This window comes from Actinomadura atramentaria DSM 43919 (genome assembly GCF_000381885.1).
Lineage (GTDB): Bacteria > Actinomycetota > Actinomycetes > Streptosporangiales > Streptosporangiaceae > Spirillospora > Spirillospora atramentaria.
Genome location: NZ_KB907209.1, coordinates 423,801 through 442,403 on the forward strand (window position 1 = coordinate 423,801; position 18,603 = coordinate 442,403).

At 74.4% G+C, this 18,603-nt stretch carries 17 protein-coding genes and 1 tRNA gene; 6 read left to right on the top strand and 12 right to left on the bottom strand.

Annotated elements, in window-relative coordinates; genetic code table 11:
• Positions 1–147: 147 nt before the first annotated feature.
• The 3 genes from G339_RS0105920 to G339_RS38575 all read right to left on the bottom strand — a co-directional run bounded on the left by G339_RS0105920 (position 148) and on the right by G339_RS38575 (position 6,012).
• Entirely contained in the window at positions 148–2,112 is a 1,965-nt protein-coding gene (locus G339_RS0105920) for a hypothetical protein (RefSeq protein WP_157407367.1), read from the bottom strand.
• 53 nt (positions 2,113–2,165) lie between these two features.
• Positions 2,166–5,732: an ABC transporter ATP-binding protein gene (locus G339_RS0105925; protein WP_019630162.1), complete on the bottom strand. Its 3,567-nt coding sequence runs from the start codon at positions 5,730–5,732 to the stop codon at positions 2,166–2,168.
• Positions 5,733–5,868: 136 nt separating this feature from the next.
• Complete coding sequence (locus tag G339_RS38575; RefSeq protein ID WP_157407368.1) at positions 5,869–6,012, bottom strand: hypothetical protein; 144 nt, start codon at positions 6,010–6,012, stop codon at positions 5,869–5,871.
• 145 nt (positions 6,013–6,157) lie between these two features.
• Between G339_RS38575 and G339_RS0105930 the strand changes: the two genes are divergently transcribed.
• Complete coding sequence (locus G339_RS0105930) at positions 6,158–7,309, top strand: methyltransferase (RefSeq protein ID WP_019630163.1); 1,152 nt, start codon at positions 6,158–6,160, stop codon at positions 7,307–7,309.
• Here the strand turns inward: G339_RS0105930 and G339_RS40250 are convergent.
• Complete coding sequence (locus G339_RS40250; protein ID WP_019630164.1) at positions 7,284–7,433, bottom strand: hypothetical protein; 150 nt, start codon at positions 7,431–7,433, stop codon at positions 7,284–7,286. The genes G339_RS0105930 and G339_RS40250 overlap by 26 nt on opposite strands.
• Between G339_RS40250 and G339_RS40255 the strand changes: the two genes are divergently transcribed.
• Together G339_RS40255 and G339_RS0105945 are read left to right on the top strand one after the other, a co-directional pair.
• Positions 7,420–7,818 carry an SbtR family transcriptional regulator gene (locus G339_RS40255; RefSeq protein WP_420804486.1) on the top strand — a complete coding sequence of 133 codons (399 nt, stop codon included), beginning with the start codon at positions 7,420–7,422 and terminating at the stop codon, positions 7,816–7,818. The genes G339_RS40250 and G339_RS40255 overlap by 14 nt on opposite strands.
• 191 nt (positions 7,819–8,009) lie before the next feature.
• Positions 8,010–8,552 (top strand): DoxX family protein, encoded by a 543-nt coding sequence (locus G339_RS0105945; protein ID WP_019630166.1) that lies wholly within the window; start codon positions 8,010–8,012, stop codon positions 8,550–8,552.
• A gap of 45 nt (positions 8,553–8,597) precedes the next feature.
• Here the strand turns inward: G339_RS0105945 and G339_RS0105950 are convergent, their stop codons facing one another.
• The 3 genes from G339_RS0105950 to G339_RS0105960 all read right to left on the bottom strand — a co-directional run bounded on the left by G339_RS0105950 (position 8,598) and on the right by G339_RS0105960 (position 12,069).
• The gene (locus G339_RS0105950; RefSeq protein WP_026341181.1) at positions 8,598–9,842 is read right to left on the bottom strand and encodes an oxygenase MpaB family protein; all 1,245 of its coding nucleotides are present in this window, start codon (positions 9,840–9,842) and stop codon (positions 8,598–8,600) included.
• Positions 9,843–9,991: 149 nt separating this feature from the next.
• A complete protein-coding gene (locus G339_RS0105955; protein WP_019630168.1) occupies positions 9,992–10,855 on the bottom strand; it encodes an SDR family NAD(P)-dependent oxidoreductase in 864 nt (287 codons plus the stop codon).
• A gap of 14 nt (positions 10,856–10,869) precedes the next feature.
• Positions 10,870–12,069, bottom strand: a complete 1,200-nt coding sequence (locus tag G339_RS0105960) for an MFS transporter (RefSeq protein ID WP_019630169.1) — start codon at positions 12,067–12,069, stop codon at positions 10,870–10,872.
• Positions 12,070–12,147: 78 nt separating this feature from the next.
• Between G339_RS0105960 and G339_RS0105965 the strand changes: the two genes are divergently transcribed.
• Positions 12,148–12,711, top strand: coding sequence for a TetR/AcrR family transcriptional regulator (locus G339_RS0105965; protein ID WP_019630170.1), 564 nt, complete (start codon positions 12,148–12,150; stop codon positions 12,709–12,711).
• Between the two features lie 132 nt (positions 12,712–12,843).
• Here G339_RS0105965 and G339_RS0105970 read toward each other — a convergent pair whose 3' ends face one another.
• The 3 genes from G339_RS0105970 to G339_RS0105980 are packed head-to-tail and all read right to left on the bottom strand — an operon-like array spanning position 12,844 to position 15,952.
• A complete protein-coding gene (locus G339_RS0105970) occupies positions 12,844–13,566 on the bottom strand; it encodes an ABC transporter permease subunit (RefSeq protein ID WP_019630171.1) in 723 nt (240 codons plus the stop codon).
• The gene (locus tag G339_RS0105975; protein ID WP_019630172.1) at positions 13,563–15,005 is read right to left on the bottom strand and encodes an ABC transporter permease subunit; all 1,443 of its coding nucleotides are present in this window, start codon (positions 15,003–15,005) and stop codon (positions 13,563–13,565) included. The genes G339_RS0105970 and G339_RS0105975 overlap by 4 nt, the downstream gene beginning before the upstream one ends.
• Entirely contained in the window at positions 15,002–15,952 is a 951-nt protein-coding gene (locus G339_RS0105980; protein ID WP_019630173.1) for an ATP-binding cassette domain-containing protein, read from the bottom strand. Before G339_RS0105980 ends, G339_RS0105975 begins: the two co-directional genes overlap by 4 nt.
• Before the next feature lie 140 nt (positions 15,953–16,092).
• Here G339_RS0105980 and G339_RS0105985 point away from each other — a divergent pair, with 140 nt between their 5' ends.
• Both G339_RS0105985 and G339_RS0105990 read left to right on the top strand, forming a co-directional pair.
• Entirely contained in the window at positions 16,093–16,755 is a 663-nt protein-coding gene (locus G339_RS0105985; RefSeq protein WP_019630174.1) for a response regulator transcription factor, read from the top strand.
• A complete protein-coding gene (locus tag G339_RS0105990) occupies positions 16,752–17,822 on the top strand; it encodes a sensor histidine kinase (RefSeq protein ID WP_019630175.1) in 1,071 nt (356 codons plus the stop codon). The genes G339_RS0105985 and G339_RS0105990 overlap by 4 nt, the downstream gene beginning before the upstream one ends.
• A gap of 38 nt (positions 17,823–17,860) precedes the next feature.
• Here G339_RS0105990 and G339_RS0105995 read toward each other — a convergent pair.
• Together G339_RS0105995 and G339_RS0106000 are read right to left on the bottom strand one after the other, a co-directional pair.
• Positions 17,861–17,933 (bottom strand) — tRNA-Lys (locus tag G339_RS0105995).
• 68 nt (positions 17,934–18,001) lie between these two features.
• Positions 18,002–18,589, bottom strand: coding sequence for a response regulator transcription factor (locus tag G339_RS0106000; RefSeq protein WP_019630176.1), 588 nt, complete (start codon positions 18,587–18,589; stop codon positions 18,002–18,004).
• Positions 18,590–18,603 lie beyond the last annotated feature (14 nt).

Below are 18,603 nucleotides of genomic sequence, written 5' to 3' on the forward strand. Positions count from 1 at the left end.
GGACCAGGTCCACGTGCCGCCGCCGGACCAGATCGAGCCGAACGCGCATGCCGGTATGAGACCACGGGCGCACCCGCTTATGCAACTATTCCTACCGAATTGGTTTAGTTAGGTCGTCGCAGGTGGGGCGCGCGGGGCCGCCGCCGGTCAGTTGGTGCGGGACGTCGGCAGGTGCGGGCCGATGTAGCCGACGTAGATGCGCCGGGTCGCGCCGTCGGTGTCGTCGTAGAAGTGCAGCCGGGGGGCCGGGGGGCGCGGGCCGTCGATCTTGATGTGGGCGGGGAAGTACGCGCGGCCGCTCGGCCGCGTCTCCGGGCGCACCGGGAACATCCGCGCGGTGCGGTAGCGCGGGTCGGCGTTGACGTTCTCCGACTCGCTGAGCGCGACGATGTTCGCGCTGATCATCGTCCCGGGGCCGCCCGCGCGGATGAACGCCAGCACGTCGGTCGGGCGCGGGACGGCCGGGTCCTCGGCGGCGCCCGCGTCGGCCGCGCCGCACGGCGCCGGCGCGGCGGCCGTCCCGCAGTGGTGCGCCGACCCCTGGTGCCCCGAGCAGCCGCAATGGTGGCCGGACGCGCAGCCGTGGACCGCGCCGGAAGCCTGCTCGGCCCGGCACGGATCGGCCGCGCCGAGCTTGGCGGCCGCGTACGCGTCGAGGGTGGCCAGCGCGTCCCACGTCCGGCGGCACCACACCATCGCCTTCGGGTACGAGTCGAGCGCGGCGGTCGCATCGGTGTCGAGGTCGTCCAGCAGCAGCCGGGGGAAGCGGTCGGCGGCGGCGCGCAGCAGTTCGGCGAAGTCGGCGGGGAACGCGGCGGCGTCGTCGGAGCCGGGACCGGACGAGCCCGGCCGGCGCGGCGCGGCCGCCTCGGCGCGCGCGAGCCGCACCGCCAGCAGCCCCCGCTCGCGGACCGCGAGGTCGCGTTCCTCTTCGGCGATCTCCAGGGCCTGCGCGAACACGTCCCGGTCCGCGAGGGCTTCGGCGAGCCGCCGCGCGAGCCGCGCGCGCTCGGGGTCGGCGGCCTCCGCCTCGGCCGCGGCCCGCGCCGCCGCCAGCTCGGCGGCGAGCCGTTCGGCGCGGGCCAGCGCCGCGTCGCGCCCCTGCTCGGCGCGTTCGAGGGCGCGTTGCGCGTCGGTGCGTTCGCGGCGGGCCTCGGCCAGGTCGTCCTCCAACCGGCGCAGGCGCGCGCCCAGGTCGGCCGGCGCGACCGCGTCCGCCGCCGCGTCCGCCTGGTCGGCGGGCGCGGGCAGCAGCGCCGCCGCGTCCGCCGCGATCCCGAGCGGCCGCTCCTTCGCGCGCAGCGCGAGCACTCGGTTCACCAGCCGCTCGTAGGTGGAGCGGCGGCCCGCGACCGTCGTGCCGAGGGCCTCTTCCGTGGCCCCGGTGTCCCAGACCGCGGGGAAGTACCGGCCGCCGCAGCGCGGGATCGCCCGCCGGGGCAGCCGCTCGTTGAGGACTGCCCGGCCCTCCTCGCTGACGATGGCGAGCGAGACGAGCCCCGGCCACAGCGCGTGCGCGACGGCCTCCACCGCGCCGGTGCCCGCGCTGATGACGAACAGCGCGACCGCGCGGTCCGGGTCGTCGATGATCGCGAGCAGGGCGTCGAGGCCGTCCGGCTCCTCGTCCTCGGGCGCCCAGATCATCGCCTCGTCCAGGATCGACGCGCCGGACCGGTCGGAGAACCGCTGCCCGGCGAGCCCGAGCGAGCTGCACGGCGACGGGACGTCGTAGCGCCAGCCGTGCTCGCAGTCGGCGGCGACCGCCCACTCGCACGTCCGGCCGCGCTCGTCGCCGGACGGCAGCTCGCGCAGCACCAGGCCCGCGCGGACCTCGCCGGTGCGCGGGTCCGACCAGCGCGCCGTCGCGCGCGCGACGGGCAGCGGCGGCTGCGCCGCGCGCTCGGCCCGGGAGAACTCCCAGCCCGCGAACTCGACGCGCAGTCCGCCGACCGTGCCCGCGAGGTCGGCGGCGAGGCGGCGCACCGGCTGCCGGCCGTCCGCCGCCGCGAGGCCGCGCAGCCAGACGCGGCGGACCGGGGACGCCACCGCGGGCGGGCGGTGCTCCGGCCTGGGCGCCCGGCGGGGGAGGGTGACCAGGGGAGGCAAGTCCATGTGCGGACCGTATCCGCACGTATCGCGTCCTGTCCCCGAAACCGCCGCGCGGGTCAGGAGGCGGCGGACCACAGCGCCGCGTACGCGCCCCCGGCGGCCAGCAGCTCGTCGTGCGCGCCCGCCTCGACGACGCGGCCGCCGTCCATGACGACGATCGCGTCGGCGCGGCGCGCGGTCTGGAGCCGGTGCGCGATGAGCAGCGTGGTGCGGCCCGCCGCGACGGCGTCCATCGCGGCGGTCACGCGCGCCTCGGCGGCGAGGTCGAGGTCGGCGGTGGCCTCGTCCAGCAGCAGGACGGCCGGGTCGACGAGCTGCGCGCGGGCCAGGCAGACGAGCTGCCGCTGCCCGGCCGACAGGGACGCGCCGCGCTCGGTGACCTCGGTGGCGTAGCCGTCGGGGAGCGCCGCGATGGCGTCGTGCGCGCCGACCGCGCGGGCGGCGGCGCGCACGCGGGCGTCGGACGCGCCGGGGTCGCCGTAGGCGATGTTGTCGCGGATCGTCCCGGCGAACAGGAACGCCTCCTGCGGGACGTACCCGAGGCGGCGGCGGTACTCGGCGGGGTCGAAGGACCGCAGGTCGTGCCCGTCCACGAGCACCGCGCCCGACGTCGGGTCGGCGAACCGCGCGGCGAGCTTCACCAGCGTGGACTTGCCCGCGCCCGTCTGCCCGACGATCGCGACGCGCGCCCCGGCGGGGACGCGCAGCGCGACGCCCTCGACCGTCTCGCGGTCCGCGCCGGGATAGGTGTAGCGGACGTCGCGGAACTCCAGCTCGCCCTTCAGGTCCGGGACGGGCGCGGGCCGCTCCGGCGCGGTGACGGCGATCGGCTCGGCGAGCAGCCCGCCGATGCGGCCGAGCGAGACCCGCGCCTGCTGCCAGTCGTCGAAGACGTCCGCGAACTGCTGGATCGGGCTGAAGAACAGGTCGAGGTACAGCAGGAACGCGATCAGCTCCCCGGGGGACAGCCGGTCCGCGCCGACCAGGTGCGCGCCGAGCCCGAGCACGACGACGGCGGCCAGGTCCCCGAGGAGCTGCACGAACGGGAAGTACAGCGAGATGAGGCGCTGCGCGGCCAGCCGCGCGTCGGCGTAGGCGCGCGTGGCGGCGGCGAACTCGCGCTGCCGCCGGTCCTCCTGGCCGAACGCCTGCGTTTCGCGGACGCCCGACAGCGATTCGGCGAGGAAGGCGTTGACGGTCGCGATGCGGTCGCGCGCCTCCCGGTAGGGCCGGGCCGACAGCCGCCGGAACACGACGGTCGCCGCGACGAGCGGGATCAGCACGAGCGCCGTCGCGCCCGCGAGCAGCGCGTTCATCGCGAACATCGCGACACCGACGCCGACGAACGTGAACGCCCCGGCGACGGCGGTGAGCAGCCCGTCCGACAGCAGCGCGGAGAACGCGCTGACGTCGGTGGTCATCCGCGTCATGATGCGCCCGCCCATCTGGCGCTCGTAGAAGTCGATGCCGAGCCGCTGGAGCTGGGCGAAGACCTTGAGGCGCAGCGCGTACATGAGGCGTTCGCCGGTGCGTCCGGTGACGAGCGCGACGGCCCGGTCGGCGGCGACGCCGACGGCGGTGACCAGGCAGAACACCCCGGCGATGGTGAGGACGGTGGAGACCGAGCCGTGCAGGACGCCCCGGTCGACGCCATCGCGGGACAGATACGGCCCGGCGATCCCGGCGAGCGCGTCCGCGAGGACGAGCAGCAGGCCGAGGACGAGCGCGCCCCGGTACGGCCGCAGGAACCGGCGCAGCGTGAAGCGGGGGTCGGGCGCGGCGGCGGCCCGGACGTCCACGCCCGGCGTGTCGGTGGCGGGCGGCAGGGCCTCGACGCGGCGGCGCAGTTCGGGGTCGGGATCGAGCGTGCGGGACCGGGCCGGGCGCAGCGGGGGCGCGCCGCGCAGGCGCGGGAGCGGCTCGTCCGGCTCGGGCGCGGCCGGGTCGCCGCCGGACGCGAGCGCCCGGTAGTGCGCGCAGCGCGCCAGCAGTTCCTCGTGCGTGCCGGTGTCCAGGACGCGGCCGCGGTGCAGGACGGCGATCCGGTCCGCGAGGCGCAGCGTGGACGGGCGGTGCGCGATGAGCAGAGTCGTCCGGCCGCGCAGGACCTCGCGCAGCGTCGCGTGGATGCGTTCCTCGACGCGGGCGTCCACGGCGCTCGTCGCCCCGTCGAGCACGAGGATCGGCGCGTCCGCGAGCAGCGCGCGGGCGAGCGCGAGTCGCTGCCGCTGCCCGCCGGACAGCGTCAGGCCGCGTTCGCCGACGACCGTGTCGTACCCGTCGGGCAGCGCCTCGACGAACGCGGCGGCCTCGGCGGCGCGCGCGGCGGCGGCGACCTGCTCGTCGGTGGCGTCGGGGCGGCCGAGCGCGATGTTGTCGCGGACGCTGCGGGAGAACAGGAACGCGTCCTCGAAGACCATGCCGATCTGGGCGCGCAGCGAGCCGAGCGCCACCGAGCGGACGTCGCGGCCGTCGATCCGGACGCTGCCGCGCTCCACGTCGTAGAACCGCGCCGCCAGCAGCGCGGCCGTGGTCTTGCCGGACGCGGACGCGCCGACGAGCGCGACCGTCTCGCCCGGCTCGACGTGCAGGTCGAACCCGTCCAGCACCGGTTCGGCGGGGTCGTACCCGAACGTGACGCCGTCGAAGTCGATGCGCCCGGCGACGGGCGGCAGCGGCGGCGCGCCGGGCGCGTCCGCGACGTCGGGCCGCGCGTCCAGCAGCTCGAAGACGCGCAGCGCGCCCGCCCGCGCCTGCTGGACGCGCGCGAACATCCCGGCGATCAGCCGCGCCGGGCCGACGAGCATGACGAGGTACGACGCGAACGCCAGGAACGTCCCGATCGTGATCTGCTGCCGGATCGCCAGCCACCCGCCGAGCGCGACGACCGCCGCCTGCCCGAACGACGGCAGCGCCGACAGCAGCGGCTGGAACCGCGCCTGGATGCGGACGGTGCGCATGCTGGAGCCGAACAGCCGCCCGGCCGCCGCCTCCAGCCGGTCGAACTCGCGCTGCTCCGCGCCGAACGCCTTCACCACGCGCACGCCGGATACGGCCTGGTCCACGATCTCGGCGACCTCGGCCGTCCTGGCCTGCTCGTTGTAGGTCGCCGGGTACAGCGCGCGCCGCATCCGCCACGCCAGCAGCGCGAGACCGGGCACGACCAGCAGTGACACCAGCGCGAGCAGCGGCGACAGGACCGTCATCACGGCGAGCGCGCCGACGATGAGCAGGACGTTCGCGGCCAGCGCGGGCAGCACCCGGGTGAGCGCGGCGATGAGCTGCACGTCCGCGCCCGCGCGGCTGACGAGCTGCCCGGTGGACAGCGCGCCGTGGGCGCCCGGGTCGAGCCGGTGGACCTGCGCGTGGACGGCCTCGCGCAGCGTGATGCCGACCTCGACGGTGACCTTCGCGGCCCGGTACCGCCGGATCTTCGTCAGGACGTACGCGGCGAGGGCGAGCGCCGCGAGCGCGCCGAGCCACGGCGCGAGCGGCCCACCCGTCCCCTCGCCGACGACGTCGTCCACGATGCGCCGCTCGACGACCGGCACGGCGGTGACGACGGCGGCCACGCCGATCGACGCCGCGCTCATCAGGGCGATGTCCGCGCGCTGGGCGCGCATGTACGGCCATAGCCGGCGCAGCCTGGCGTCCCCGGCCAACGGGCGGCCCCCTTCCCGGCGACCGCGTGCCCGGCGGCCCCCGCGCGCCCGGCGGCGGAACGCACGGGTCCGCCGCGGATGTCCTCGACTTACCTGATCAACCTACTTGAGCGGTCGGCGGCCCGACGCGGTCAGGCGGTGCGGTGCGGCGCGGCGGACGCGAGCCCGGCCAGGGCCGCGCGGACGGGTTCGGCGCGGGCGCGGGCGCGGTCAGCGCCCGCTCGTCCCGTTCGGCGATCACCCGCTCGACCGCCCGGCGCGCCCCGGCGTCGACGGGCGCCGCGCCTCCAGGACGGCAACCTCATCCGGCGGTGACGATGTGCGCGCCCCGCCGCGCGAACGGGCTGTCCGAAGCGCCGGGCGGGGGCCGTTAGCCTGGGCGGGCTATGGATCAACTGGCGACGCCGTGGGGTGCGATCGAGCTGGCCCGCCACCCGGCGGAGTCGCGCGAGGGGCTGCGCGCCTTCGACGCGGCGGACGACTACCTGCTGCGGCATCTCGCGGACGCCGAGGTGGACCTGTCCGGCGCGGCCGTCGTGCTCGGCGACCGGCACGGCGCGCTCGCGACCGCGCTCGTCGCGGCCGGCGCGCACGACGTGTCGTCGATCGGGGACTCCTTCCTGGGGCGGGCCGCCGCGCGCGACAACCTCTCCCGCAACAGCGTGGACCCGGCCGCCGTCCGCGCGCTCACGACGCGCGACGCGCCGCCGGACCGCGCGGACGTGCTGCTCGTCCGCGTCCCGAAGACGCTCGCGCTGCTGGAGGACCAGCTCCGCCGCCTCGCGCCCGCGCTGCACGCCGGGACGACGGTCGTCGGCGCCGGGATGGTGAAGGAGATCCACACTTCGACGCTGCGGCTGTTCGAGGAGATCGTCGGGCCCACGCGGACGTCGCTCGCCGTGCGGAAGGCGCGGTTGATCTTCGCCGAGCCGCGCGGGTCGTCCGCGCCCGCGCCGAGTCCCTGGCCGCAGCGCTACGCGCTCCCGGACGACGTCGGCGTCGTGTCCGGCCGCACCGTCGTCAACCACGCCGGAATCTTCTGCGCCGACCGGCTCGACATCGGCACCCGCTTCTTCCTGCAGCACCTGCCGGGTTCCGGCGGCTTCTCCCGGATCATCGACCTCGGCTGCGGGAACGGCGTCGTCGGCCTGGCCGCCGCGCTCGCCCATCCCGACGCGACGGTGCTGTTCACCGACGAGTCGTACCAGGCCGTCGCGTCCGCCGAGGCGACCGCCCGCGAGAACGGCATCGCGGACCGCGCCGAGTTCCGCGCGGCCGACGGCCTGGCGGACCTCCCGCCGCGCTCGGCGGACCTCGTCCTGACGAACCCGCCGTTCCACACCCACCGCGCCACGACGGACGCGACGGCCTGGCGCATGTTCACCGGCGCGCGCGCCGTCCTGGAACCGGGCGGCGAACTCTGGGTCGTCGGCAACCGCCACCTGGGCTACCACGTGAAACTCCGCCGCCTCTTCGGCAACTGCGCGACGGTCGCCGCGAACCCGAAGTTCGTCATCCTCCGCGCCGTGAAGCGCTGAGCTGCGCGCGGACGCGGATCGCCTCGACGCCGCCGTGCGCGACGATCGCGTCCACCAGGCGGGAGGCGGGCCCCGACGTCTCGCTCAACGAGATCGCCCGCCGCGCCGGGATCGGTCCGGGCACGCTCTACCGGCACGTCCCGACCCGCCGCGATCTCCAGGCGGCCGCCGTCGCCGACCGCGTCGACCGGCTGCGCCGCCGCGTGGACGACCTGCTCGCCGCGTCCCCCGGCACCGCGCTGGCCGACTGGCTGCGCGCCTTCCTCGCGCACGCCCGCACCGACCGCGGCCTGGTCGGCGCGGTGGCGTGCGACGCGACCGACGACTGCGCGGGGGCGATCCGGGAGACGGCGTCGTGCGTCCTGCACCACGCCCAACGAACCGGCGCGGCCCGTCCCGACGTGACCGCGCCCGACCTGATCCGACTCGTCGTCGGCATCGCCCAGGCTCCCGACGACACCCAGGCCGACCGCCTCCTGGCCCTCGTCCTCGACGCCCTGACCCGCTGAGAACCGCGCGCCCGGTCGGCGACCGGACGCGCGGGCTTCGTCAATCGCCGATCTTGAAGAGCTGGTGGAGGCGAACTGGAATCGGCGGCCGGGCTGCGCGGCGCTGCGCCCCAATCTTGTCGTTGACAAGATTGAAGGTATGGGGCAATCTTGTCGATGTCTAGATCGGTGTGCGCGACAGGGGGCGTCCCATGCAAGAGTTCATCGACACCATCGGCGTGGAGACCGTCGTGCTGGTCGTCGCCGCGCCGGTTCTGCGGCTGCTCGGCGCGCTCGGCGTGCGGCGGTTCGCGCGCTGGCCGGTGTGCGCGGCGCACGCGATGGCCGCCATGCTGGTCCTCACCGGGATCGTGCGGTTCGCGCCCGACAGCGTGTCCGTCATGCCGAGCGCGGAGGACCTCGCGCGGATGGTCCCGCCGTTCGTGCCGTTCCCGCTCGCGATGGTCTACGTGACCGGGGTGCTCGAACTGCTCATCGCGGTCGGACTCGTGCTCGCGCCGACGCGCTGGATCTCGGCGGTCGGGCTGGCCGTGCTGCTGCCGCTGCTTCTCCCGGCCAACATCTACGCGGCCCTCAACGACATCCCGCTCAACGGCGTCGAACCGACTCCGCTCTGGGTGCGCATTCCGCAGCAGGCGGTGTTCGTCGCCATCGCGGTCTGGATCGCCTGCACGGCCGACGACAAGAGGGTCTGGAAGGCGGTGCGGACGCCGGCGGGGGCCGGTCAGCGGTGACGCGCCGGGCTCGGAGCCGCCGAAATCCGAGCCCGGCGGCCCCGGTCAGTAGTTTGGGTTGTTGGTCTGCGGGATTTGGATGCTGATCGGGAACTGCGCGCCGGACAGCAGCACCAGGACGCCCAGCCGGAGAATCTCGTCGAACGCCCAATAGGACTTCTGGAGGGCCCCCGGCGCCTTCTCCAGCGAGAGCAGTCCTTCCCGGACCTGCACGAACGGCTCCCACAGATTCTGGAACACCGGGTCCCAGAGCGGCTCCTTGGGGATGTTCAGCCATTTCGCGGTCTGGTCGCCGAGCGTGTAGCGCGTCAGCGCGCCGAGGATGTGCTTGGTGAGAACGGCCCCGTCGATGAACGACGCCAGGTTGAGCAGCATGTCGGCGAGCTTGATGCCCTCCGGCGTCGGGCCGACGATCGGGTCGAGCACCTGCGTGGCCTGCGACTCGGCCTCGGCCCACGACTTCGGGATGTACTCGTCCCGGATGCCGAGCATGTGGCCGGTGAGCTGCCAGGTGTGCAGGTAGCCCTCGCCCTCGGCCGGGTCGACCGGCACCTTCCACCGCTTCAGCGTCCGGTTGACGGACGTCGGCAGGCTGTGCCAGGTGACCATCATGTCGGCCTGGCTGATCGGGATCTTCTCGTCCGGCTGGCTCTTCGTCCAGTACGGCGACCTGGGCAGCAGGTTGCGCACGCCCGCGTGGGCCAGGCGGGTCTTGACGCAGGTGACGATCAGCTCGCCGTCGGGCCGGAAGGCGTTGGACGTCCCGACGTCGTACCCGAGCTTGGCGGTCTTGGTGATGCGGTCGCGCATGTCCGCGCCGCCCTTGGAGTAGTAGACGGCGCGCGCCTCGCGGGGGATGGTCGTGCTCATCATCCCGCTGACGAACCCGTAGATCACGCCGAGGTACAGGCCGCGCTTCTCGTTGAAGTTCTGCGCGGCGGCGAGCTTGCCCTCGTCCAGCCAGGACGGCAGTCTGCGGGCCTCCTCGACGAAGTCCCGGACGTCGGACGGGAGCCCGGACGGCAGCGCCTGGCCGTTCTTCGTCCACTGCCTCAGCAGCGTGTTGACCTTGGGGACGTCGCCCCGGTCGAGCAGCGAGCCGACCAGGTCGTCGACCTCGGGGTCCCAGACCCAGGCCGGGTCGTCGCCCGTGCCCGCGCCCGCCACCGAACCGGCGGGCGACCACGTCCACAGTGACTTCGCCTGCGCGGGCGTCGCGGCGCTCAGCGCGCCGACCACGCCGAGTGCTCCGCCCGCCGCCAACACGTTGCGCCTGCTGGGTCTGTCCATGCCTCGCTCCTCCTCGCGACCGGAAGCGCCGTTGATACGGTGAAGCAGAATTTGTATCGCCGTATCATTGGCACTGTGCCAATAGCAGCACACCGTGTCGCCCGTCACAAGACCCAAGGCGGAGAACGCGGCTTCACGGGCCGAACGCACTACTCGCCGACGACGCCGCCTACCGCTCGGCCGTCGGCCGCCGAGAGCCGGACGCCGGTCAGACGTTCGCTGATCTCCAGTAGCCGCGCGCGGGCGGTCGGGTCGTACGCCTGCTGGTGGGCGCGGGCGGGGCGGGCTCGGTTGAAGTAGACGCCGGTCGTGTCGGCCAGCGCCGGGTCGGTGACGAGACGGGCGGTGTTGGCGGCACCCTCGTCCAAGGTGCTCTGGACGGTGAACAGGGGCGTGACGATCTTGGTGGGCATGTAGGACGCGGGATGCAGCGCGTTGACGGTGACGTCCTGGCCGCGCAGCAGTTCGGCGTGGTCGAAGGTGAGCATGATCTGCGCGAGCTTGGCCTGGCAGTACGCCTGCACGCCGTCCCAATGGCGTTCGAGCATGACGTCGTCGAAGTCCAGCGGGGCCTGCCCGGCCGACGTGACGTTGACGATCCGCGCCGTGGTCGAGTGCGCGGCGGCCGTGCGGACGAGCAGCGGGGTGAGCAGGCAGCTCAGCATGTACGGGGCCAGGTAGTCGACCTGGAACGCCAGCTCCAGGCCGTCCGCGCTGCGCCGGGGCGCGGTCTCGACGCCGATCCCGGCGTTGTTGACCAGGACGTCCAGCCGGTCCAGCTCGGCCAGGCGGTCGGCCAGCGCGCGGATCTCGTCGAGGGAGGAGAAGTCGGCGCGGACCAGGGCGAGCCGGTCGTTGCCCGTCCGGTCGCGCAGCGCGGTCAGGAGCGCGCGGCCCTTGGCGGCGTCGCGGCAGTGCAGCACCAGCGCGACGTCCTGCTCGGCGAGGCGGTGGGCGAGGACGCGGCCGAGGCCGTCCGTCGCGCCGGTGATCAGAATGGTGCGGTCGTGCATGGGATCTCCCGGTTTCAGCGGTGGGTGGGGACGGGCGCGGCGGCCGGAACCGCCGGACGGACGGCGCGCGGCCGCAGCGACGCGGCGTGCGCGGCGGCGGCCAGCGCCAGCGGCAGCAGCGCGAGGGCCGGGAGCCACCGGCCGCCCAGCGCGGGCAGCAGTCCGCTGCCCAGCAGGCTGCCGAGGCTCATGCCCAGGTACAGCGCCGACGCGTTCAGCGCGAGCAGCACGCCGCGCTGCTCGGGCAACAGCTCCACGAGCCGCGCCTGCTGCGGCGCCATGAACAGCGTGTTGAAGACGGCCCAGAAGGCGAACACCGCGATCCCGAACGCGGGCAGTGCCGGCCCGCCGCTCAGCGCGAGGAACGCGACCGCGAGCCCGGCCAGCGCGAGCGCGATCGTGCGTCCGCCGCCGAGGCGCGCGTAGACGCGGGAACCGGCCGCGTTGCCGACCATCCCCAGCAGGCCGAAGACCAGCAGCGTCAGCGAGACCAGGCCGGGACCGGCGTCGAACCGGGCGGCCAGGTACGCCCCGGCGACGCCGTAGACGGTGAACTGGGCGGTGAGCACCAGCAGCGTCGTCGCGATCATCGGCGCGGCCCCGGGCGTGCGCAGCACCCCGGCGAACGCCCGCGCGGTCGGGGCGGGCCCGGCGGCGACGGGCGGCAGCAGCACCGCCAGCAGCCCGCCCGCCGCGAGCGTCAGCGCGACGACCGCGCCCATCGTCGCCCGCCAGCCGATCGCCGCGCCCGCCGCCGAGGCCAGCGGCACGCCGAGCACGGTCGCGGCCGTCATCCCGCCGAACACGACGGCCAGCGCGCGGGGCCGCCGCGCCGCCGGGACGATCATCGAGCCGGTGGCCGAGGCGGCGGGCCCGAAGACCGCCGCGCCCAGGCCCGCGACCACCCGCGCGGCGGCCAGCGCCGCGAACGTGGGGGCCGCCGCGCTCGCGACCCCGCCGACCGCCAGCAGCGCGAGCCCCGCCAGCAGGACCAGGCGGCGGTCGAGACGGCCCAGCGCGACGGCCGCGATCGGGGCGGTCAGCGCGAAGACGAGGGAGAAGACGGTGACCAGCGTGCCGACCTCGGCGGCCGAGACGTGCAGGTCGGCGGCGATCGGTCCGCTGAGGCCGACGCCCGCGAGCGAGGCGGTGCCGAGCGCGAAGTAGCCGAGGGCCAGGGACAGGAGCGCGGGGGTCGAGGAACGGGTCCGCATGACGCCCTTCTTTCAATACGAGACGTTGCGTATGAGATTAAATACGGACCGGTGCGTATGTCAACTAGGCTGTGCGCCATGACCGGACGACCCCGCGACCCCGCCGTCGACGAAGCCATCCGCCGCGCCGCCCTCGACCTGATCACCGAGCAGGGCTACCGGGGGATGAGCATGGAGGGCATCGCCGCCCGCAGCGGCGTCTCCAAGCAGGCGATCTACCGCCGCTACCCGGGCAAGGGCGAGGTGGTCCTGGACGTCCTCGCCGCCTACGCGCGCACCCGGCTGCCCACGCCCGACACCGGTGACCTGCGCGAAGACCTCCTGGCCCTGCTGGAGGCCACGTTCGCCGCCCAGCGCGGCGTGCCCGGCGCGCTCAACCAGGCGATCGCCGCCGAGGCGCTGCAGGACCCGGCGTTCGCCCGCCGGATGGGCGGCGAGCTGATCGAGGCGCGCCGCGACGCCGTCCGCCAGATCCTCGGCCGCGCGCGCGAGCGGGGCGAGATCACCCATCCCGACGACGACCTGCTCATCGACCTGGTGCGCGGCCCGATGTGGTACGCGCTGATGTTCGACCCGGCCAAGCTCACCGACGCCTACGCCGCCGCCCTCACCGACGCCGTCATCGCGGTCGCCAAGGGCTAGGCAGTGTTTCGAAGTCCCGGCCCACGGCCCTCGCCTGGCGGCTCGGACCTCACCGGGACTTTGCGAGCGCGGCGTCGCTTCACCGCCCAGGTAACGCACTCGTGCCGTGGCTGAGGCACGTTGAGACCCGCTCTAGGCGTCGCGGGCGTGTAGGAGCAGGCCGCCGGTCAGCAGGGCTGCGGCGGCCCAGCCGGCGGTCACGGCGAGGCCGGCCCACGGGTTCATGGGCGGGTCGGTCGTGGACTGGACGGCGAGTCCGGCCGTCATGGGAGCGATGTGCTGGAGGAGGTGCTGCCAGTGCGGGTCGCCGATCGTCTGGGAGACGATGGGGACGATGTAGAGCAGCGCGAGGACGATCCCGATGCCGGTCGCCGAGTCGCGCACGGCGGTCGCGACGCCGAGGCCGAGCAGGGCGATCAGGACCAGATAGAGGACCGTCCCGGCGGACGCGCGCAGCGTCGGCCCGTCGGCCAAGGACGCGGGGTCGGGCAGGTTGAACCGTCCGGCGACCAGCGACCCGAGGACGGCGGCCGTCCCGGCGACGGCCACGAGACCGCTGAGCGTCACGGCCTTGGCCGTGAGCACGACGGCCCGCCGCGGCACCGCCGTCAGCGTCGTGCGGACCGTGCCCGAGCCGTACTCGCCGCCGATGAGCAGCACGGCCAGGACGGCGACCGGCGCCTGGCCGACATCGGCCCCGACGAGCGCGACCTTGGTCGGGTCGCCCGGGTCGGTCACCACGGAGGTCGCGACGGCGCCGAACGCCACGGTCGCCGCGACGGTCCCGAGCAGCAGCCACAGCGGCCCGGCGACGGTCCGGATCTTCGTCCATTCCGCGTGCAGCGCCAGTCTCACGCGTCCCTCCTGTTGAGAAGGACGGCGGCCAGGACCAGACTCACCACGGCGTAACCGGCCAGGACGGCGAGCCCGGCCCACGGCGCGAGCGGATAGTAGCCGTAGTACGGCGTGTAGTTGCTCGCGACCTGGTCGTACGGCACGAGCGTCTGCTGGACGGCGAACGCCGCCCCCGGCGTCACCGTCGCCACCCCCTTCGACACGCCCGCGGGCATGAACGGAACGGCGATCAGCGCGTAGGGCAGCACGATCGCCGCGATGACGGCGGTCACCGCCGCCGCGCTGTTCCGGAGGATGGCGCCGACCGCGAGCGCCAGGACCGACGCGGTCGCGAGCAGCGCCGCAGTGCCGAGTGCCACCCGCAACTCCGTCGAGGACGACACGGGGAACATGTAGACGCCGTGGTCCCGGGCGAGCCGCTCCCCGAGCGGCGCGGCGACGGCCGTCCCCGCCAGTCCGGCGGCGAACGTGACGACCCACAGCACGACCGCCTTGGCCACCAGCATCCGGCCGCGCCCCGGGCTCGCGGCCAGCGTCAGGCGGATCATCCTGTGCCGGTATTCCGCGGTGACGAACAGTGCGCCGACGACGATCACCGCGATCAGCGCGGCGAACGTCCCGGTGAGGATGTCCCGGAGGTGGCCGCCGGTCGGCAGGCTGTCGCCGACGGCGGGCGCGATGTCGCCCGCGCCGGTCACCGTGAGCCGGGCGTCGGTTCCCGTGTACGAACCCGAGGTGTTGTCCGGGTAACCGGCGAAGCTGGGGGATTCGGCTCCGACCTGCTCGCCCGTCCAGTCACCGGTCCCGTGGCCGCGGAGATCCTCGAAGACGGCCGTGGACACGCTGCCCGCCGTGCCCCCGCCGTCCACGACGGGCGGCGACGCGACGAACAGCCCGATCTGCGCCGTCGCCCCGAGCCCGCGCACCCGCGCGGTGCCCACCTTCGTCCACGTCGAGCCATCGGCGGACGCGTAGCCGGTGACCGTGTCGCCCGCGCGGTCCAGCCGCAGCCGACGAACCGGACCGCGCGGACCGGCCGTGTCGTGGACGAAACCGTCCTGCATCCGCACGCCATGCCCACCGGTGACCATGACCGCCGCATAGGGCGATCCCTGGCGCGTGCTCTGCTTGATGATCAACCCGGCCTTCGCCCACGGAACGACGCCGGGACCTTCCGGGACGCGGCTGTCGAGCGCCGAGACGGAAACGGAGACGCTGCCGTTCCCGGCGAGCGGCCGATGGACGAAGTAGAAGCTGTCGGTGACCGGCTCCCCGCCGGGCCCGACCGGGACCGGCGGCGCGCCCTTCTGGTCGCTGCTGGCCCCCGTGAGCAGGGCGAACAGCACGATCATCAGCGCCGCCGCCACCGTGCCGACCATCCAGCCCCGGACCGTCCGGAATTTGGTCCACTCCGCGCGCAGCGACTGGAGCGGGGTCATCGCGGTGCCCCCGGCGTCGCGGCGTGGAACTCGACGGCCTCGCGCGTCAGCTCCAGGTAGACGTCCTCAAGCGTCGCGCGGTGCGCCGACACCTCCGAGAACGGCACCGCGCCCGCGTTGAGCAGCGCCACGATCCGGTTCGCGGGCAGACCGGAGACGGTGACGGTGTCGCGGCCGGTGGCCGCCACGGTCGCGCCCGCGCGGATGAGCACGCTCGTCGCGTCCGCCCCGGCCGTGGTCCGCAGGACGACCCGGTCCCGGGAGGCGGCCGCGATCAGGTCGGCCATCGCGGCGTCGGCGATGGCTCGGCCGTGCCCGGCCACGACGAGATGGTCGGCCGTGTCCTGCATCTCGCTCATCAGGTGGCTGGAGACCAGCACGGCGCGGCCCTGCGTGGCGAGCGACCGCAGGAAGCCGCGCAGCCAGATGATGCCGTCCGGGTCCATGCCGTTGAACGGCTCGTCGAGCATGACGATCGGCGGATCGCCCAGCAGCGCGGCGGCGATCCCGAGCCGCTGCCGCATGCCGAGCGAGTAGCCACCGGCCTTGCGCCGCGCCGCCGTGGCCAGGCCGACCTGCTCGATCACCTGATCCACCCGCCGCGCGTCCAGGCCCTGCGAGTGCGCCAGCCAGAGCAGGTGGCCGCGCCCGCTGCGGCCGGGATGCAGCGCCGACGCGTCCAGCAGCGCGCCGACGTGCGTCAGCGGACGCCGGAGGCGGCGGTACGGGCGGCCGTTGATCAGCGCGGAACCCTCCTCGACGGCGTCCAGGCCGAGGATGACCCGCATCGTCGTGGATTTTCCCGCGCCGTTCGGACCCAGGAAGCCGGTCACCACGCCCGGACGGACGGTGAAGGACATGCCGTCGAGCGCCGGCGCCGCCCGGTACCGCTTGCGCAGCCCCGCGACGACGATCCCCGGCGCGTTCGCGGTTTGAAGTGGACTCATGCCGACGGTTGTACGCGGCGCCCGGTCGCAGCCCCGTCGCGTCGGCCGCGACCCGGCTGGAACCCGGCGTCTGGCATCGTCGGACGCATGGCACCTCGAACCGGCGGCCCCGCCCGCGCGACGACCGGCGGTGCGCGGCGGTGAGGGTCCTCGTCGTCGAGGACTTCGAGATCCTCGCCCGCTCGATCGGCACCGGGCTGCGCCGCGAGGGCATGGCCGTGGACGTCGTCCTGGACGGGACCGCCGCACTCGACCGCCTGGCCGCCACCCGCTACGAGCTGGTGATCCTCGACCGCGACCTGCCCGGCGTCCACGGGGACGAGATCTGCCGGCGGCTCGTCCGCGAACGCTCCGGGACGCGCATCCTGATGCTCACCGCGTCCGGCACGGTCGAGGACCGCATCGACGGGCTCGGCCTCGGCGCCGACGACTACCTGCCCAAGCCGTTCGCGTTCGCCGAACTCGTCGCGCGCGCCCGCGCGCTGGGCCGCCGTGCCGCGCCGCCGCTGCCGCCCGTCCTGGAGTGGGCGGACATCACGCTCGATCCGGCTCGCCGCACCGCGTTCCGGGCCGGTCGGCGTCTCGAGCTGAGCCCGAAGGAGTTCGCGCTGCTGGAATGCCTGCTCGCCGTGCCGGGCCTGGTCATGTCCGCCGAGGAACTGCTCGAACGCGTGTGGGACGAGGCCGCCGATCCGTTCAGCAGCGCCGTCAAGCACACCGTCCACCGGTTGCGGGCCAAGCTCGGCGACCCGCCGGTGATCGAGACCGTCCGCGAGGGCGGCTACCGCATCGGATCGTCATGACCGCGAACAGGCCGCTGCGGACGCGGCTCGCGCTCGCCTACGCCGCGGGCGTCTACGCGGCCGGGGTGTTCGTGCTGCTGGTCGTGGACATTCCGCTCGCCGCCGTCCAGTCGACGACGCCCGTGGGCGAGCCCTCGCCCGCGACCACGGGGCACGGGATCGGCCTGCCGCGACTCCTGGCGGGGTCCGCCGTCGCTCTGGTCGTCCTGGTTCCCGTCGCGCTGGCGCTCGGCTGGTTCATCGCGGGCCGGTTCCTGTATCCGCTGCGCACGATCACAGCCACGGCCAAGACGATTTCGGCGGGAGACCTCCACCGCCGCCTCGGCCTCGGCGAACCCACCGACGAGCTGACGGAACTCGGCCAGACTCTTGACGACCTGTTCGCCCGCCTCCAGGCGTCCTTCGACGCGCAGCGCCATTTCGTCGCCAACGCGTCCCACGAGTTGCGGACTCCGCTCGCCGGGCTGCGCACCCTCCTGGAAGTCGCCCTCGCGGACCCCGGCGCCGACGCCGACACCCTGCGCGCGGCCTGCCGGGAAGCCCTGGCCCTCGGCGAACACCAGGAAAGACTCGTACAGGCCCTGCTAACGCTGGCCACGAGCGAACAGGGAATCACCCGCCGCGAACCCGTCGACCTCGCGCAAGCCGTCGAGAAGGCGCTCGCCTCCCGCCGCGACCAGACAGCGGAACGGGGCATCGACCTGGTGAAACGCCTGACGCCCGCGGTGACGACCGGCGACCCGAGACTGATCGAGAGCCTGACCGCCAACCTCATCGACAACGCCGTCCGCCACAACCGCCCAGGCGGACACGTGGAGATCACCACTCGGACCATCGGCGCACAGGCGGCCCTCACGGTCGCCAACACCGGCCCGGTCATCCCCGCCGACCAGGTCGAGCGCCTCTTCCAACCGTTCCAACGACTGGCACCCGAACGCCACGGCAACGGTTACGGTCTCGGCCTGGCCATCGTCAACGCCGTCACCCGGGCCCACCACGCGACCCTCACCGCCGACGCACGCCACGAAGGCGGCCTGCGCATCGACGTACGGTTCGGCGACCGGTAAAAGAAATGGGGCCGAGAGGCCCCGATTCACACAGCGGGTGCGCCGTCAGGGACTTGAACCCCGAACCCGCGGATTAAGAGTCCGCTGCTCTGCCAATTGAGCTAACGGCGCTTGTCGTCCGGTGTGTCCCGGCGACAGGTAGAAGACTAGCAGCGGCTGCGGCGTGCGCGCGAATCGGTTTACGGGCGGCGGTCCGGGGCGGCGACGACGCTCATCATGCCGCGCCACAGCGCGATGGCCGTCGCGCGGGAGCCCACGCCCAGCTTGGAGTAGATCCGGTTCACGTGGTTCTTCACCGTCTTCTCGCTGAGGAAGAGCTGCCGGGCGATCTCGCCGTTGGAGCGGCCGGTGGCGATGAGGTCCATGACCTCGGCCTCGCGGGCGGACAGGCCGAGGCTCGTGCGGGACGCGTCGCGGACGCCGCGCACCAGGTCCGCGACGGTGAACGTCCGCGGGTCGAGGCGGCCGACCGCCCCGGCGCGCAGCGCCGCCTCCGCGGCTGCGTCGTCGTCCGGGCCGGCGAGGGCGAAGACGCGCGCGGCGCGGCTGAGGGCGGCGGTGTGCCCGGCGCGGACGGCGGCGGCGTCGAGCAGCACGACGTCGGGACGTATCCGGTCGGCGAGTTCGACGGCCTCCGCGCCGGTCGCGACCTCGGCGGCGACCGTCAGCTCGCCGCCGGATTTCAGCAGCGAAACGACGTCGGAACGGACCTGCGGATCGCCGTCCACCACCAGAACGCGCAGTGGGGCCGTCTCGTCAACGTTCATCCCGCCTCCGGCGG